The organism is Azospirillum agricola (assembly GCF_017876095.1).
GTDB classification, from domain to species: Bacteria; Pseudomonadota; Alphaproteobacteria; order Azospirillales; family Azospirillaceae; genus Azospirillum; species Azospirillum agricola.
The window spans coordinates 13,192-29,591 of record NZ_JAGINM010000010.1; the positions used below are offsets into that span (position 1 = coordinate 13,192).

The 16,400-nt window shown below is 72.4% G+C and carries 15 protein-coding genes; 9 read left to right on the forward strand and 6 right to left on the reverse strand.

Annotated features, from left to right (window positions below; all coding sequences use genetic code 11):
- Position 1 precedes the first annotated feature (1 nt).
- From J2847_RS16230 to pcaF, 5 genes are all read left to right on the forward strand, one after another.
- Positions 2-658 (forward strand): 3-hydroxyacyl-CoA dehydrogenase family protein, encoded by a 657-nt coding sequence (locus J2847_RS16230; RefSeq protein WP_209779956.1) that lies wholly within the window; start codon positions 2-4, stop codon positions 656-658.
- Positions 658-1,794, forward strand: coding sequence for a CaiB/BaiF CoA transferase family protein (locus J2847_RS16235; protein ID WP_233474583.1), 1,137 nt, complete (start codon positions 658-660; stop codon positions 1,792-1,794). Before J2847_RS16230 ends, J2847_RS16235 begins: the two co-directional genes overlap by 1 nt.
- A 4-nt stretch (positions 1,795-1,798) precedes the next feature.
- Positions 1,799-2,785 carry an NADPH:quinone oxidoreductase family protein gene (locus tag J2847_RS16240; RefSeq protein WP_209779958.1) on the forward strand — a complete coding sequence of 329 codons (987 nt, stop codon included), beginning with the start codon at positions 1,799-1,801 and terminating at the stop codon, positions 2,783-2,785.
- Positions 2,786-2,973: 188 nt separating this feature from the next.
- Positions 2,974-4,530, forward strand: coding sequence for a 3-hydroxyacyl-CoA dehydrogenase PaaH (paaH, locus tag J2847_RS16245; protein WP_325169427.1), 1,557 nt, complete (start codon positions 2,974-2,976; stop codon positions 4,528-4,530).
- Entirely contained in the window at positions 4,530-5,732 is a 1,203-nt protein-coding gene (pcaF, locus tag J2847_RS16250; RefSeq protein WP_209779959.1) for a 3-oxoadipyl-CoA thiolase, read from the forward strand. Before paaH ends, pcaF begins: the two co-directional genes overlap by 1 nt.
- A 34-nt stretch (positions 5,733-5,766) precedes the next feature.
- Here the strand turns inward: pcaF and J2847_RS16255 are convergent, their stop codons facing one another.
- From J2847_RS16255 to J2847_RS16275, 5 genes are all read right to left on the reverse strand, one after another.
- On the reverse strand, positions 5,767-6,906 hold the full coding sequence (locus J2847_RS16255) for an extracellular catalytic domain type 1 short-chain-length polyhydroxyalkanoate depolymerase (protein ID WP_209779960.1): 1,140 nt from the start codon (positions 6,904-6,906) through the stop codon (positions 5,767-5,769).
- Positions 6,907-6,950: 44 nt separating this feature from the next.
- Positions 6,951-7,367: a CopG family transcriptional regulator gene (locus J2847_RS16260; RefSeq protein WP_233474574.1), complete on the reverse strand. Its 417-nt coding sequence runs from the start codon at positions 7,365-7,367 to the stop codon at positions 6,951-6,953.
- A 177-nt stretch (positions 7,368-7,544) separates the two neighbouring features.
- Positions 7,545-9,794 carry a xanthine dehydrogenase family protein molybdopterin-binding subunit gene (locus J2847_RS16265; protein WP_209779962.1) on the reverse strand — a complete coding sequence of 750 codons (2,250 nt, stop codon included), beginning with the start codon at positions 9,792-9,794 and terminating at the stop codon, positions 7,545-7,547.
- 3 nt (positions 9,795-9,797) lie between these two features.
- Positions 9,798-10,277, reverse strand: coding sequence for a (2Fe-2S)-binding protein (locus J2847_RS16270; RefSeq protein WP_209779963.1), 480 nt, complete (start codon positions 10,275-10,277; stop codon positions 9,798-9,800).
- A 103-nt stretch (positions 10,278-10,380) separates the two neighbouring features.
- Positions 10,381-11,580: an MFS transporter gene (locus J2847_RS16275; RefSeq protein WP_209779964.1), complete on the reverse strand. Its 1,200-nt coding sequence runs from the start codon at positions 11,578-11,580 to the stop codon at positions 10,381-10,383.
- Between the two features lie 105 nt (positions 11,581-11,685).
- Between J2847_RS16275 and J2847_RS16280 the strand changes: the two genes are divergently transcribed.
- The 3 genes from J2847_RS16280 to J2847_RS16290 are packed head-to-tail and all read left to right on the forward strand — an operon-like array spanning position 11,686 to position 13,966.
- Positions 11,686-12,594, forward strand: coding sequence for a LysR family transcriptional regulator (locus J2847_RS16280; RefSeq protein ID WP_209779965.1), 909 nt, complete (start codon positions 11,686-11,688; stop codon positions 12,592-12,594).
- A complete protein-coding gene (locus J2847_RS16285) occupies positions 12,591-13,454 on the forward strand; it encodes an AraC family transcriptional regulator (protein ID WP_325169428.1) in 864 nt (287 codons plus the stop codon). Before J2847_RS16280 ends, J2847_RS16285 begins: the two co-directional genes overlap by 4 nt.
- Positions 13,455-13,498: 44 nt before the next feature.
- A complete protein-coding gene (locus J2847_RS16290; RefSeq protein WP_209779966.1) occupies positions 13,499-13,966 on the forward strand; it encodes a DUF2000 domain-containing protein in 468 nt (155 codons plus the stop codon).
- 10 nt (positions 13,967-13,976) lie between these two features.
- Here J2847_RS16290 and J2847_RS16295 read toward each other — a convergent pair whose 3' ends face one another.
- A complete protein-coding gene (locus tag J2847_RS16295; protein ID WP_209779967.1) occupies positions 13,977-14,738 on the reverse strand; it encodes a Crp/Fnr family transcriptional regulator in 762 nt (253 codons plus the stop codon).
- Between the two features lie 211 nt (positions 14,739-14,949).
- Between J2847_RS16295 and J2847_RS16300 the strand changes: the two genes are divergently transcribed.
- Complete coding sequence (locus tag J2847_RS16300; RefSeq protein ID WP_209779968.1) at positions 14,950-16,320, forward strand: GH1 family beta-glucosidase; 1,371 nt, start codon at positions 14,950-14,952, stop codon at positions 16,318-16,320.
- The last annotated feature ends 80 nt before the right edge of the window (positions 16,321-16,400 follow it).

Sequence of the window (16,400 nt, forward strand, 5' to 3'; positions counted from 1 at the left end):
GATGTCCTACCAACTGATCGACACGGGAAACAGCCGCTCCTTCCCCGCCGCCCACGCGCTGCTCGACGGGGCATCCGCCTCCGGCGAGGTGGTGGTGCTGATCGGCGCCGACGCCGGCTCCGCGTTGAACGACGTGACCGCCCGCGCCGAGCGCGCCGCGATCCTGGTCGAACTCGGCACCGAGAGCCTCGGCACCCACACCGGCGAGAGCCGGGGAACCGAGGGCTCCAACGTGCTGGGTTTCGCCCGCTTCCGCCTGGGCGACGGCAATCCCTCCGACCTCGTGGAATTGGTCCGCCAGCCCGCCACGCCGGACAGCGCCATCGCCGCCGCCAGGGCGGTGCTGGAAGGCGCCGGGCTGAAGGTCGCGGTCTGCGGCGACTTCGCCGGCCGCATCATCGACCGCCTGATCCGTCCCTACTACAACGCCTCCCTGCGCCGCCTCGACGAGCAGCTGGCGACGGCCGACGACCTCGACCTGACGCTGAGGCTCGGGCTCGGCTATCCCGAGGGGCCGATCAGCCTGCTGGAGCGCACCGGGCTGGCGCATCATTACGACGTCACGTCGGCCCTGTTCGAGACGCTCGGCACCCCCGACTACGCCCCGGCCCGCCGCGCCGTGGTCGCCAAGCGCCGCGCCGGGAAGGGGTTCAAGTGATGCGTCCCCAAGCGATGCGCCCGCTCGACAGCATCCGTGTGCTGGATTTCAGCACGCTGCTGCCCGGCCCGCTCGCCACGCTGATGCTGGTCGAGGCGGGCGCCGAGGTCATCAAGATCGAGCGCCCCGGACGCGGCGACGAGATGCGCAGCTACGAGCCGAAATTCGGCGCCGACGCGGTGAATTTCGGCCTGCTGAACCGCGGCAAGCGCTCCATCGCGCTCGACCTCAAGGCGCCGGGCGCGGTGGAGCAGTTGATGCCGCTGATCCGCTCCGCCGACGTGATCGTCGAGCAGTACCGGCCCGGCGTCATGGACCGGCTGGGGCTGGGTTATGACGCGCTGTCGGCGGTCAACCCCGGCCTGATCTACTGCTCGATCACCGGCTACGGGCAGAGCGGGCCGAAGGCGGCCGAGGCCGGGCACGACCTGAACTACGTCGCCGAGACCGGCATGCTGTCGCTGGCGGCCGGCGGCGACGGCGCCCCCGTGCTGCCGGCGGCGCTGGTCGCCGACGTCGGCGGCGGCACCTACCCGGCGGTGGTCAACATCCTGATGGCCCTGCTGGAGCGCAACCGCACCGGCAAGGGCTGCCACCTCGACATCGCCATGGCCGACGGGCTGTTCACCTTCCTCTATTGGGCGATGGGCAACGGGCTGGCCGCCGGGCAATGGCCGGTGCCGGGCGGCGACCTCGTCACCGGCGGCACGCCGCGCTACCAGATGTACCGCACCGCCGACGGCCGCTTCCTCGCCGCCGCCCCGCTGGAGGACAAGTTCTGGGCCGCCTTCTGCGCCATCATCGGGCTGCCCGACGGGTTCCGCGACGATTCCAGGGATCCGGCCGCAACCCGGCAGGCGGTCGCCGGGCTGATCGCGGGCCAGGACTCCGGCCACTGGCGCGCCGCCTTCGCCGGCAAGGACGTCTGCTGCACGGTGATGAGCAGCATGGAGGAGGCGCTCGCCAACCCGCATTTCCAGGAGCGCGGCCTGTTCGCCCGCCGTCTGGCGGGACCCGACGGCCGCAGCATCACCGCCCTGCCCACCCCGCTCGCCGCGAGCCTGCGCGCCGACACCGCCGAGGCCGGCTATCCGGCGCTGGGCGAGGCGAACGGGCTGCTCGACGCCAAGGATTGAGACCATGAGAGCAATCACCATCCGCCAGTTTGGCGAGCCGGACAGCATGGCCATCGAGGAGCGCCCGACGCCGCAGGCCGGACCGGACGAGGTTCTGGTCTCGGTCAAATCCATCGGCGTGAACTACCCGGACCTGCTGGTCATCGGCGGCAAGTACCAGATTCTCGCCAAGCCGCCCTTCAGCCCCGGCAAGGACGCGGCCGGCGTGGTGCTGGCGGTCGGCGCCAACGTGACGGTCTGCAAGCCCGGCGACCGCGTGGTCTGCCAGCTCGAATACGGCGCCTACGCCGAGGAGATCACCGTCCCGGCCGACCAATGCTTCGTGCTGCCGGACGCCATGTCCTTCGACGAGGCGGCGGCGATGGGCCTCGCCTACCAGACCGCCCACTTCGCGCTGGTCGAGCGCGGGATGTACAGGACGGGCGAGACCGTGCTGGTCAACGGGGCGGCCGGCGGCGTCGGTCTGGCCGCCGTGCAGATCGCCAAGGGGCTCGGCGCCACGGTGATCGCCGGGGTGATCGGCGCGGATCAGGGTGCAATCGCGCGGGAGAGCGGCGCCGACCACATTGTCGACCTGTCGATGCCCGACCTGCGCAACGCTCTGCGCGACCGCATCAAGGAACTCACCGGCGGGCACGGCGTCGACGTGGTGCTCGACCCGGTCGGCGGCGAGGCGTTCACGGCGGCCTTGCGGTCGATGGCGTGGCGGGGCCGCATGGTGGTGATCGGCTTCGTCAGCGGCACGATCCCCGAGGTGAAGGTCAACTATCTGCTGGTCAAGAACATCCACGTCAGCGGCCTGCAATGGAGCGACTACCGCGACCGCACCCCCGACTGGGTGCGCCGCGTGCAGACCGAGCTGTTCGACCTCTACACTGCGGGATCCATCCGCCCGAAGGTGATGAAGGCCTTCGCCTTCGAGGATTACGCCCAGGCGCTCGGTCTGGTGCGCGAGGGCAAGGTGACCGGCAAGGTCGTGCTGCGGGTGTGACCGGACGCCGGCCCCGCCCATCCCGGTGAGGGAGGGGCGGGGCCGGGGGCCGCGGTGACGGCGGGCGATCCGTTGCGTGGTTGCCGGATCACCCACCGCCGCCGCGTGCCTTCCCAACACCGTGCTTAAAGCCCCCTCCCCCCCGGGGGAGGGGGCTTTTCAAAGGAAAAATAAGTGGAGAGGCACCAGTGAGCGGCAAAGCGGGAAACGGGGCCGAGGCCCTGCCGAAGGATACGGTCGTGGCCGTCGTCGGGGCCGGCACGATGGGGAGCGGCATCGCCCAGGTGGCGGCGGTCGCCGGTCACCCGGTGCTGCTGTTCGACAGCTTCGCCGGCGCCGCCGAGCGCGGCCGGCAGGCCATCGCCGCCAACCTCGCGCGGATGGTCGCCAAGGGCAGCCTCGACGAGGCGGGCCGCGGCGCCATCCTCGACCGCATCCGCACCGGCGACAAGCTCGAAGCGCTGGCCGGAGCCGGCCTCGTCGTCGAGGCGATCATCGAGGATCTCACGGCCAAGCGCGCGCTGTTCACCGCGCTGGAAAACGTGGTGTCGGCCGACTGCATCCTCGCCACCAACACCTCCTCCATCTCCATCGAATCCATCGGCGCGCCGCTGTCCCGTCCGGAGCGGCTGGCCGGCCTGCATTTCTTCAACCCCGCCCCGCTGATGGCGCTGGTCGAGATCGTCCGCGGCCGCGCCACCGATCCGGCCGTCGCCGACCGGCTGCTCGCCACCGCCGCCGGCTGGGGCAAGGTGCCGGTGCTGGCCCGCTCGACCCCCGGCTTCATCGTCAACCGCGTCGCCCGCCCCTTCTACGCCGAGGCGCTGCGCGTGCTGGCCGAGGGTGCCGCCACACCGGCGGCGCTCGACGCGGTGATGCGCGGCTGCGGCGGCTTCCGCATGGGCCCGTGCGAGTTGATGGACCTGATCGGCCACGACGTGAACTACGCCGTCACCCGTTCGGTGTGGGATGCCTTCCACAAGGACCCGCGCTTCCAGCCCTCGCTGGTCCAGCGCGAGCTGGTCGAGGCCGGCTGGCTCGGCCGCAAGTCCGGGCGCGGCTTCTACGACCACCGGCCGGGCGCCGCCGCCGCCGATCCCGGCTTCGCGCCCGCCGCGTCGGTTCCGCTGCCCGCGTCGGTGACGGTGGCGGGATCGCTGGGCTTCGCCGCCTCGCTGCTCGACCGCATCCGCGCCGCCGGCATCGCGGTGGAGGAGACCGCCGGCCCCGGCCTGCTGCGCCTCGGCACCGTCACGCTGGCGCCGACCGACGGGCGGCTCGCCACCGAGCGCGCGGCGGAGAGCGGCGGGGATCTCGTGCTGTTCGACTGGGCGCTCGACTGGGCGAAGGCGGGAACCATCGCCATCGCCCCGGCCCGCCAGACCTCCGCCGCCGCGACCGCCGTCGCCGTCCGGCTGTTCCAGGCGCTGGGGATGAGCGTCGCCCTGATCGACGACGTGCCCGGCCTGATCGCCGCCCGCACCGTCGCCATGCTGGTCAACGAGGCCGCCGACGCGCTCAACCAGGGGGTGGCCGACGGGCCGGCCATCGACCTCGCCATGACCAGGGGCGTCAACTACCCGGTCGGGCCGCTCGCCTGGGGCGACCGGGTTGGCCCGGCCCTGGTGCTGCGCACGCTGGACAACCTCGCCCGCACCTACGGCGAGGACCGCTACCGCGCCTCCCCCCTGCTCCGCCGCTGCGCGCTGGCGGGCGTCGCCCTGCTGAACGAAAAGGATTCGTGATGACCGCCGCCTACCTCTGCGATGGCCTGCGCACCCCCTTCGGCCGCTACGGCGGGGCGCTGGCGTCGGTGCGCGCCGACGATCTCGCCGCCGTGCCGATCCGCGCCCTGATGGAGCGCAACCCGGCGATCGATTGGGCGGCGCTGGACGAGGTGATCCTCGGCTGCGCCAACCAGGCCGGCGAGGACAACCGCAACGTCGCCCGCATGGCGGCGCTGCTGGCCGGCCTGCCGGTCGAGGTGCCCGGCACCACCGTCAACCGGCTGTGCGGCTCCGGCATGGACGCCGTCGGCATCGCCGCCCGCGCCATCCAGTCCGGCCAGGCCGACCTGATCCTGGCCGGCGGCGTCGAGAGCATGAGCCGCGCCCCCTTCGTGATGGGCAAGGCCGACAGCGCCTTCTCGCGCAACGCCGCGATCTTCGACACGACCATCGGCTGGCGCTTCGTCAACCCGGCGATGAAGGCGGCCTACGGCGTCGATTCGATGCCGGAGACGGCGGAGAACGTGGCGGAGGAGTACGGGATCGACCGGGCCGACCAGGATTCCTTCGCCCTGCGCAGCCAGCAGCGCGCCGGCCGGGCGCTCGCCGCCGGGCGTTTCCGGCGCGAGATCGCTCCGGTGACGATCAAGGGCCGCAAGGGCGACACCATCATCGACACCGATGAGCACCCCCGCCCCGACACGACGCTGGAGGCGCTGGCCGCGCTGAAGCCGGTGGTCAAGCCGGGCGGCACGGTGACCGCCGGCAACGCGTCCGGCGTCAACGACGGGGCGGTGGCGCTGCTGCTGGCGTCGGAGGCGGCGGTGAAGCGCCATGGCCTGACGCCCCGGGCGCGGGTGGCCGGGATGGCGACGGCGGGGGTGGCGCCGCGGGTGATGGGCATCGGCCCGGTGCCGGCGGTGCGCAGGCTGCTCGACCGCCAGGGGCTGACCATCGCCGACCTCGACGTGGTGGAGCTGAACGAGGCCTTCGCCGCCCAGGGCTTGGCCGTGCTGCGGCAGCTCGGCCTGCCCGACGACGGGGCGCGGGTGAACCCCAACGGCGGCGCCATCGCGCTCGGCCACCCGCTCGGCGCGTCGGGGGCGCGGCTGATCCTCACCGCGATGCACGAGCTGGAGGAGGCGCGGCTCAACCGGGCGCTCTGCACCATGTGCGTCGGCGTCGGCCAGGGCATCGCCACCATCATCGAACGGGTGTGACGAGCACCGGCCATGCCCCGGTGATCCGGTCTTCTCAGGAAACGGACTCTCCCAAGCGGTGCGTCAGGAAGAAGCGCAGCATCTCCCGGCTGGCGTCCGGCCCGCCGGGGTCGGTGTGGGAACCGGACGGGCTGCCGCCCATCCAGGCGTGCCCGCCGCCCAGCACGGTCCACCGTTCGCACAGGATCCGGTCGGCCGCGTCGCTGTGGAGGGTCCGGCGGTAGGCGTGGCCGTCGCCGGTCCGGCCGTCCTGCACCGTGACGCGCAGGCCGCTCACGGAGGCCGTCACCTGGGCCGCCACCGCGTCGCCGTTGCTCGGATGGACGGTGCGGTCCTGGTCCCCGTGGAAGACGATGGTCGGGGTGGGCCTCACCGGCGGCAGGGCGGCCGGCGCCCCCTGGCGCATCGCGGCGAAGGCCGAGGGCACGTCGGCGGCGATGCCGACCGGCAGGCCGGAATGCACGCCCACGGCGGCGTAGAGGTCGGGATAGGCGGCGCCCATGACGGCCGCCGCCGCTCCGCCGGCCGAAAGCCCGGCGATGTAGACGCGGGTCGGGTCGGCCGGGTGATCGCGCAGGATCCGGCGGGTGATTCCGGCGAGCAGCGAGGGCTCGCCCTGGTCGCGGCGCTGGTCCTCCGGCCGGAACCAGTTCCAGCATTTCTGGGGGTTGGCGGAGGAGGGCTGCGCCGGGTAGGCGACGAGACAGCCGAACTCCTCGGCGAGCGCGTTCATGCCGGTGCCGGCGGCGAAATCGTCGGGCGACTGGGTGCAGCCGTGCAGCATGACGATCAGCGGAAGCGGCTGCACGCTGCGGTTGGCCGGGATGTAGAGCTTGTAGCCGCGCGTTCCGGCCGGGCCGCCGTAGGAACCGGTCGTGAAGGAGGCGCCGTCCGGCACGGAGACCACGGGTTCCGTTCCGGCCGGCCCGAAGCCGCCCGACCGGGCGCGCGCGGCGAGATCCCGCAGGGTGTCGCCCAGGCCGGTCCGCCGCTGGCGGCTGCCGGGAGCCGCCCGACCGGCGGGCGGCCCGTCGTCCCGGAGGCCGTCCCCCTGAAGGCCCCCCTGGAGATGGCGCTGGATGAGGGCGGTGGCCTCGCCGAGCTTGCCGGCGCCGGTCAGGCGGGCGATTTCGGCCAGGGCGGGGGCCAGGGCGGAGGGGAGTTTGCGGAGCATGGCGGTCTTTCCGGGCCTGAAGGGAGCGGGCGGGGACGGGCGGGTCAGCGGATGCGGTCGGCCAGGGCCGCCTTGACGGCGGGGCTGGCGTGCAGCGCGCCCAGCACGGCAAGGGAGGCGATGGTGGCGCGGGCAAGTTCCGGGGTGACGTCCGGGGCGATGGTGGCAAGGCCGAGGACACGGATGTCGAGCATCTGCCCGGCCGCCCGCGCCGTCTCCAGATCCGCGCGGCTGAAATGGCGCAGGCCGAGATCGACGCTCTTGCGCGTCACCGCCTGCCGGACGACGTCGGCGTGCCGGTCGATCTGGTTGCGGATGGCGGTGCGGATGAAGTCGGTGCGGTTCGAATAGAACCCTTCCTCGACCAGGAGATCGACGTGGCCGAGATCGACGTAACCGAGATTGATCGTGATCTTTTCGCTGTCGGCGCTTTTCGGCCGTGTCTCGTGCAGGGCGTTCATGACCACATCCATCCATAAACCATCTGGCTGGATGGTATATGGATGGATGGAAGCACCCGTTCAAGGGGGCCGCCGTCGACTCGGCCGACGCCGGGCTGGCTGCCGGCCGGCTTTGGTTTCCGAAGCCTGGGGAGAGGCGGGCACCGGTGCTGGGACGGGCGCCCGGCCTCTCCGCGCCTACACCAGGCCCGCCCGGCTGAAGGGCAGGCTTTGCAGGGGCTGGCCGGTCACCGAGAACACCGCGTTGGCGACCGCCGGCGCGGAGGTCGGCACGCCGGGCTCGCCGGCGCCGGTCGGGCGCTCCTGCGACGGCACGATGTGGACCTCGACCGCCGGCATGTCCGACATCCGCATCGGCAGGAAGCTGTCGAAGTTGCTCTGGTCGACGATCCCGTCCGTCATGGTGATCTCGCCGCGCAGCGCGTGGCCGATGCCCCAGCCGGTGCCGCCCTCCATCTGCGCCTTGACGATGTCGGGGTTGATGACCCGGCCGCAATCGATGGCGACGACGACGCGGTCCACCTTCACATGGCCCTTGTCGTCCACCGTCACCTCGGCGACGTGGGCGACGAAGCTGTTGAAGCTCTCATGCACGGCGACGCCGCGCCCCCTGCCCTTGGCCAGCGGCTGGCCCCAGCCGGCCTTCTCCGCCGCCAGTTTCAGCACGCCGGCCAGACGCGGATGGTCCTTCAGCATCTCCAGCCGGAAGGCCAGCGGGTCCTTGCCCGCCGCCTTGGCGAGCCGGTCGATCATCACCTCCTTGGCGTAGGCGGTGTGGGTGTGGCCGACCGAGCGCCACCACAGGGTCGTCACCGGCGAGGCCGGGCTGTGGGCGTCCACCGCGAGGTTCGGCACGGCGTAGGCCATGTCCGACGCGCCCTCGACCATCGTGGCGTCGACGCCGTCCTTGACCATGACCTTCTCGAACGGCGTGCCGGCCATGAAGCTCTGGCCGACGATGCGCTGGCGCCACGCCACCAGCGTGCCCGCCTTGTCCACCGCCGCCTTGATCCGGTGCAGGAACAGCGGGCGGTAGCGGCCGCCCTGGATGTCGTCCTCGCGGGTCCACACCAGATGCACCGGCGCCTTGCCGTAGGCCTTGGCGACGATCGCCGCCTCGGCGATGTAGTCGGCGGTGGTGGTGGCGCGGCGGCCGAAGCTGCCGCCGGCCCATTGCGTCTCGATCTTCACCTGCTCGGGCTTGCAGCCCAGGATGTGGGCGACGACCATCTGCTCGACGCCCTGGAACTGCGAGCCGGCCCAGATGGTGCAGCCCCCCTCCGGGTTCAGCGCCACCACGGCGTTCAGCGGCTCCATCGGCGCGTGGGCGAGGTAGGGGAAGGTGAACTCCGCCTCGACCACCGTCGCGGCTTCGGCGAACGCCTTGTCGGCGTCGCCCTTGCTGGCGGCGACCGCACCCGCCGTGTCGGCCAGCTTGCGGTAGTCGGCGAGCATCCGCTCGGTGCCGCGCGTCTCGGCCTTGGAATCGTCCCAGGTGATCTTCAGGGCCTCGCGGCCCTTGATCGCGGTCCAGGTGTTCTTCGCCAGCACCGCCACGCCGACCGGCAGGGTCAGCACCTCGAGCACGCCGGGGATGGCGCGGGCGGCGGCGTCATCCACGCTCTTCACCGTCCCGCCGAAGCGCGGCGAGCGGGCGAGCACCGCCGTCACCTGTCCCGGCCGGCGGATGTCCATGGCGAAGATCGCGGTGCCGTCGGTCTTGCTGACGTGGTCGAGCCGGTGCAGGTCCGGCCGGCCGATCAGCACGTAATCCTTCGGATCCTTCAGCGCGACGCTCTGCGGCACCGGCAGCTTGGCGGCGTCGGTGGCGAGCTCGCCGAAGGTGAAGCCGCGGCCGGATCTGGCGTGGCTGACGACGCCCTTGGCGACCGTGACCTCGCCCGCCGGCACGGTCCAGCGCGCGGCGGCGGTGGCGACCAGCATGGCGCGGGCGGCCGCACCCGCCATGCGCAGCTCGTCCCAGCTGTTGGCGACGGCGGTCGAGCCGCCGGTGCCCTGGATGCCGAAGAAGTGGTTGCCGTAGAGCTTGCTGTCGGCCGGGGCGAAGGCGCCGCGCACCTGCGCCCAGTCGGCGTCCAGCTCCTCCGCCACGATGGTGGCCAGCCCGGTGACGATGCCCTGGCCCTTGTCGAGATGCTTGGCCAGCACCGTCACCGTGTTGTCGGGGGCGACGATGACGAAGAGCTGCGGGCGTGGGTCGGCCGGGCCGACGATGCCGGCGGGGGCGGGCCCGGCGGCGAGCGCCGGCAGCGGCACATGGGCGCCCAGCACCAGCGCGCCGCCGCCGATGCCGGCGGCCTTCAGGAAGGAGCGGCGGGACGGCGCGGCGCGGAAGGCCAGTTCCGGCAGGGCGGTGGTGTTCTGGAAGCCGTTTTCGGCGGCCTGACGGATCAGATGATGCAGCATGGATCAGGCCCTCATGGTCTGGGCGGCGTCCTTGATGGCCGCCCGGATGCGGATGTAGGTGGCGCAGCGGCAGACGTTGCCGTCCATCGCGGCGTCGATGTCCGCGTCGCTGGGATTCTGGTTGTCGGTGAGCAGCGCCACGGCGCTCATGATCTGGCCCGACTGGCAGTAGCCGCACTGGACGACGTCCAGCTTCCGCCACGCCGCCTGCACGGCCTGCGCCGCCTTGCCGGCTGGCCCCTCGGCGGTGGCGACCCCCTCGATGGTGGTGATCCTGGCGTCGGGGCCGAGCGTGCCGACCGGCGTCTGGCAGGCCCGCGTCGGCGCGCCGTCGACATGGACGGTGCAGGCGCCGCACTGGGCGATGCCGCAGCCGAACTTGGTGCCGGTCATGTTGAGTTCGTCCCGCAGGACCCACAGAAGCGGCATGTCGTCGGGAACGTCGACCTGCCGGGGCTGTCCGTTGACGGTGATGGTGATCATGCTTACGGTCTCTCTCTCCCAGTGCGGGGCCCGGTTCGGTCCCGCCCGCCCGTTTCGGGCATTGCCAACGCTGTCGAAAACGCGAAATCAAGAAATGCCGTGATCAGGCGCCGCGCGGATGCGGCGCGCGGATCGCCCATTCGGCCGAGGCCGCCGCCGCCAGCGTGACCGCCAGCGACAGGGCCGGCAGCCAGCCGGCGCCGAGCGCCGCGTGGGCGGCCCCGCCCAGCGACGACCCGGCCGCCATCCCGATGTAGATCGCCGAGGAGTTCAGCCCGAGCGCCACCGCCGTGCGGTCCCCGGCGAAGCCGACCAGCCGCTTCTGCTGCGGGGTCATCAGCATCAGCGAGAAGACCGCCCAGACGACCATCGCCGCCAGCGCCAGCGGGTAGTTCGGCGCCAGCGTCAGCGCCACGAAGGCGAGCGCCAGCCCGGCGAAGGAGATCCGGATGACGCGGTCCGGCCCGACCCCGTCGGCCATGCGCCCGGCCACCGCGTTGCCGACGACGCCCGAGGCGCCGAACACCAGCAGCGCCAGCGACACCTGATCGGGGCCGCTGCCGAAGCGCTCGGCCAGGAAGGCGGCGAGCAGCGCGTAGGTGACGAACTGCGCCAGCATCTGCAACTGGCTCGCCAGGATGCCGAAGCCGACGCCGCGCCGGGCGAGCAGCGCCACCACGTCGCCCAGCCCGAGGCGGGCGCGGCCGGCGCCGACGCCAGCCGGCACCAGGAAACGCGCGGCGATTGCGGTCGCCAGCCCCAGTCCGGCGACCAGCAGGAACACCGTCCGCCAGGACAGATGCGCGCCGAGCCACGCCGCCAGCGGCACCCCCAGCACGGTCGCCATCGTCATGCCGCCGAAGACGGTGCCGAGCGCCCGCCCGCGCCGCTCCGCCGGCACCAGCGCCGCCCCGATCGCCGAGGCGGACGGGCCGACCAGCGCGGCGGCGGCCCCGCTGGCGATGCGGGCGGCGAGCGCCTCGCCGTAGCTGCCGGCCATCCCGGTGGCCGCCGCCCCGCCGGCGAGCAGCACCAGCCCGGCGCCGAGCAGCGTCGGCAGCGGCCAGCGCGTCGCCCAGGCCTGGGCCAGCGGTGCCGCGACGGCGAAGGACAGCGCGAAGGCGGTGACGAGCCCGGCCGTCGCCCCGGGCGACACGCCGAGGTCGCCGCCCAGCGATTTCAGCACCCCGACCACGGCGAGCGAGGTGACGCCGACCACGAAATAGGCGAGCGCCAGGACCAGCAGCGCCGTGGTCTCGCGCCCGCGCGCGGCGGTCCTGGTGGTGATGGCGTCGCAGGTCATGGAGGGCTGGCGGTTCCTGGCTGTCGACCGGAGGCGTCTGGCTGGGACTGGACAGACTACGCCGCGTCGCACATCATGAACAAGCTGGGGTGGGTTCATATCGTCATGAGAAGCATTCATAGTCCCGCGCTCGACCTCAACCTGATCAAGGTCTTCGACGCCCTGCTGGAGGCGCGCAGCGTCTCGCGCGCGGCCGACAGCCTGGGAGTCAGCCAGTCGGCGGTCAGCCACGCGCTGGGCCGGCTGCGGGTTATGGTCGGCGACCCGCTGTTCGTGCGCACCGGCAACCGGATGGAGCCGACGCCGCGCGCGCAAAGGCTGGCCGAGCCGCTGCGCGAGCTGCTGCTGGGGGCCGCGCGGGCGCTGTCGGTGGAGGAGACCTTCGACCCCTACCGGGAGGAGCGCAGCTTCACCATCTCGACCTCGGACTCGCTCCAGGCGGTGCTGCTGACCGGGATCCTGCGCGACGCCTGCACGCTGCGCGTGTCGGTCGCGCTCAAGACCCTGGATCCGGACGCCATGTTCGACGCGCTGGACGACGGCACCATCGATCTCGCCATCGGCTACATGCCGGAGGTGCGGCGCTGGCACGACCGGCAGTTCCTCTACGCGGAAAACCATGTCTGCCTGTTCGATCCGGCGCTGGTGCCGCTGACCCCGCCGGTCAGCCTGGAGGACTACACCCGCTACCCGCACCTGATGCCGTCGCTGCGGGGCGGCTTGAGCAGCTTCATCGACGACGACCTCCACGCGCTGGGGGCGAAGCGGCGGGTGGCGGCCTCGACCACCCAGTTCCTGGCGATTCCGATGATGCTGACGCAGGCGCCGATGATCTCGACCCTGCCGGCCCGGCTGGCGCATTTCTGCGCGAAGGCCACCGGGCTGGCCACCAGCCCCCTGCCCTTTCCGTCGGAGGATTTCGACGTGTCGATGGCGTGGCACCGGCGGAACGGCGGTTCCCCCTCGCACGGCTGGCTGCGCCAGCGCATCGCCGAGGAGGCGGCGCGGCTGTGAGCGCGAGGGGCGACAGGGACGATGACGGGGCCGGCGACTGGCTGTCGATGCGGCGCGACGCCGAAAGCGGGATCGAGACGATCCGGGCCCATTTCAAGGGCCATGCCTACGAGCTGCATGACCACGACGACGTGCTGGTCGGCGTCACCGAACAGGGGGTGCAGGAGTTCCGCTGCCGCCGCCGGCTCCACACCAGCACGCCCGGCCGCGCCATCCTGATCGAGCCCGGCGAGCTGCATGACGGCCACAGCCCGCGCGACGCCGGCTTCACCTACGCCATGCTCTATCTGCCGCAGCGCCTCGTCGCGGCGCGGCTGGAGGCGCTGCGCGGCGCCGGGACACCATCCGCGACCGATCTGGGCTTCCGCGACACGCTGGCCGACGACCCGGTGCTGGCGCGGACGATCCACGCCGCCTTCCTGGCCGTGCATGGGGCGGAGGGGCGGCTGGCCCGCGACCTCGCCGTCGACCGTCTGGTGGCGCGGCTTGCCGGCCACGCCGCCGCGCCGCGCCCGGCACCGGCGCGGCGGCCGCAGCCGGCCGCGAGCCGCGCCCGCGAGGCGCTGCACGCCCGGATGGCCGAGGATGTCGGGCTGGACGATCTGGCGACGGTGGCCGGCACCGACCGCTTCCGCCTGAACCGGACCTTCCGCGAGGCCTTCGGCCTGTCGCCCCACGCCTATCTGGTGCGGCTGCGCCTGAAGGCGGCGCGGCGGATGCTGGCGGCGGGCGAGGCGCCGGCGTCGGTGGCGGCCGGCGTGGGCTTCGCCGACCAGAGCCATCTGGGCCGCTGGTTCCGCCGCGCCTACGGCATGACGCCCGCCGCCTACCGGCGGATCTGCACAAACGTTCCAGACTGAGGGACGGGCGTCGGGCAGGCTGCCGGGCGAAGGAGATCGCACCCATGCCCGATGCACAGCACGACACCATTCATGACGCCGCTTCCGCCCCCACTTCCGCCGTCCGGTTCGACAGCAAGGTCGCCCTCGTCATCCGCTCCGATCTTGCGGTCTGGCAGAAGCTCAACGTCGCGGCCTTCCTCGCCACCGGGATCGCCGCCGCGGTGCCCGAGGCGGTCGGGGAGCCCTACGTCGACGCCGCCGGACGCGCCTATGGCCGGATGCTCGGCCAGCCGGTCATGATCTTCGCCGCCGACCGGGCCGGTCTCCAGTCCGTGCAGCGGGAGGCGGCGGCGCGCGGCCTGACGATGGTCCCCTATGTGGCGGCGATGTTCGCCACCGGCCACGACGCGGCCAACCGCGCGGTCTTCGCGGCGGAGAATCCGGAGGACGCCGATTGGGTCGGGCTCGCCCTGCACGGGCCGAGGAAGGCGGTGGACAAGGCGGTGAAGGGCCTTGCCCTGCACGGGTGACGGGCCGCCCCTACTCTTCCCGGCGCGGCGTCTTGGTGAGCTGGGCGATGTAGATGCGGGCCAGCGATTTCAGGATCGGCGGCATCGAGGACAGCACGTCGTCGAAGCTCCGCTTGTCGATGACCTCGCAGATCGATCCGGCGGTCGCGCTCACCGTCACGTTCGGCACCCGGCCGGTCAGCAGGAAGATCTCGCCGAAAAGCTGGCCGGGGCCGAAGGAGGCGATCTCCTCCCCTTGAGTCCCGTAACCGCGCCGCATGCCGACCCGGCCGGACTGGATCAGGTAGGCGGCGGTCGCCGGCTCGTTCGGGCTGTAGAAGACGAAGCCCTCGCGGAACATGCGGCGGTCGACCACCTTCTGGAAGGAGGTGGTGGAGCGGAAATCCACCGGCTTGCCCACCCGTGGGGTCGGCGGCAGGCCGTAGTCGCGGCGGATCGCCGCGATCAGCCCCTGCAACACGTAGGAGGCCAGCGGCGGGCTGCGCTTCAGCAGCCCCTGGAAGGCGTCGCGCGTCACCTCGACGCAGACGACCTCGGTCAGGGAGCGCACGGTCGCGCTGCGCTCGCCGTCGTCGATCAGCGCCATCTCGCCGACCACCGCGCCCTTGCCGACGGTTCCCAGGCGGCGGGTGCCGGTCGGCGTCTCCAGCAGGATCTCCAGCTCCCCGGCCTCGATCAGCCAGGCGCGGTCGCCGCGCTCGCCCTGCCGCATGAAGACCATGTTGGCGGGGACGGAATGGCGCTTCGGGCCTGGGGTGTCGGACGTCGACATGGAATTCTCGCGAAGGGGCGCTGGCGGTCGCGGAGCCGGGGCTTGCCGCATCGCGACAGCGAGCCATGAAAGCACCGGGCGCGCAACGGCGTTTTTCCCGGATCGCAACCGGCGATGTCGCGCCATGGCGGGCGGCAACCCGCGTGTGAAGGGCTTGGTGCCCGCGCGCCGTCCTGGTTACACTGCGCTTCCCCGCCGCCGGAGCCGCGCCATGGCCGACACCCCCGCCTTTCCGAAAGACTTCCTGTGGGGGGCCTCGACCTCCGCCTACCAGATCGAGGGGGCGGCGGCCGAGGACGGGCGGGCGCCGAGCATCTGGGACAGCTTCTGCCGCCTGAAGGGCCGGGTCGACAACGGCGAGAGCGGCGACGTCGCCTGCGACCACTACCACCGCATGCCCGGGGACGTCGCCCTGATGCGGGATCTCGGGCTCCAGGCCTACCGCTTTTCGGTGTCCTGGCCGCGGGTGCTGCCGCGCGGGCGGGGCGCGGTGAACGACAAGGGACTCGACTTCTACGACCGGCTGATCGACCGGCTGCTGGAGCACGGCATCGAGCCGTGGCTCTGCCTCTACCATTGGGACCTGCCGCAGGCCCTGCACGACCTCGGCGGCTGGGCCAACCGCGACAGCGCCGGCTGGTTCGCCGACTACGCGGCACTCTGCGCCCGCCGCTACGGCGACCGGGTGAAGCGCTGGGCGACCTTCAACGAGTTCTCGGTCTTCACGCTGTTCGGCTACGCCTTCGGCTGGGGGGCGCCCAGCATCGCCGACCGGGCGACGCATCTGGCGGTGATCCACCACGTCAACCTCGCCCACGGCGCCGGGGTCGACGTGCTGCGCGCGTTGGTGCCGGGTGCCTCCATCGGCGCCGTCCACAGCGTGCAGCCGATGCGCCCCGAAGCCGGCCCCTCCGGATTTGCCCGCCCGGAGGACGTCGAGGCCGCCGCCCTGTTCGACGAGCATTGGAATTGGGCCTTCCCCGACCCGCAGCTCCGCGCCCATTACCCGCCGCGCATCGCCGCCGCCATCGAGCCCTTCGTGAAGCCCGGCGACATGGCGCGCATCGCCCGCCCGCTCGACTGGTTCGGGCTGAACCATTACGCCCCGGTCTATGGCCGCCGCGACGACAGCCTGATCTGGGGCTTCGGCTTCGGCTCGCCGCCGCCGGAGATGCCGCGCACCGACATCGGCTGGCCCTACGATCCCGGCGCCTTCCGCGACACGCTGCTCGACCTGACCCGGCGCTACCGCCTGCCGGTCTACGTCACCGAGAACGGCTTCGGCACCAAGGCCGACGAGACGCCGGACGCCGATGGCCGCGTCCTCGACGATGCCCGCGTGGCCTATCTGCGCGACTACACCGGCGCCATGGCCGAGGCGCTGGCCGCCGGGGCCGACGTGCGCGGCTATTTCGCGTGGTCGCTGTTCGACAACTTCGAATGGGGCGGCGGTTACGGCACGCGGTTCGGCCTCGTCCGCGTCGATTACGAAACCCAGGCCCGCATCCCCAAGGAATCGGCGCGCTGGTACGCCGATCTGATCCGCGCCGTCTCGATCAGCGGGGCCGGCGAACAGGCTTAATCCTTTCGCATGGCCGGCCAATCGGCGCATGGCTTTTGCGGATTCGGCATGATTGCGGAATGTTCGTTCCGCGAATCATC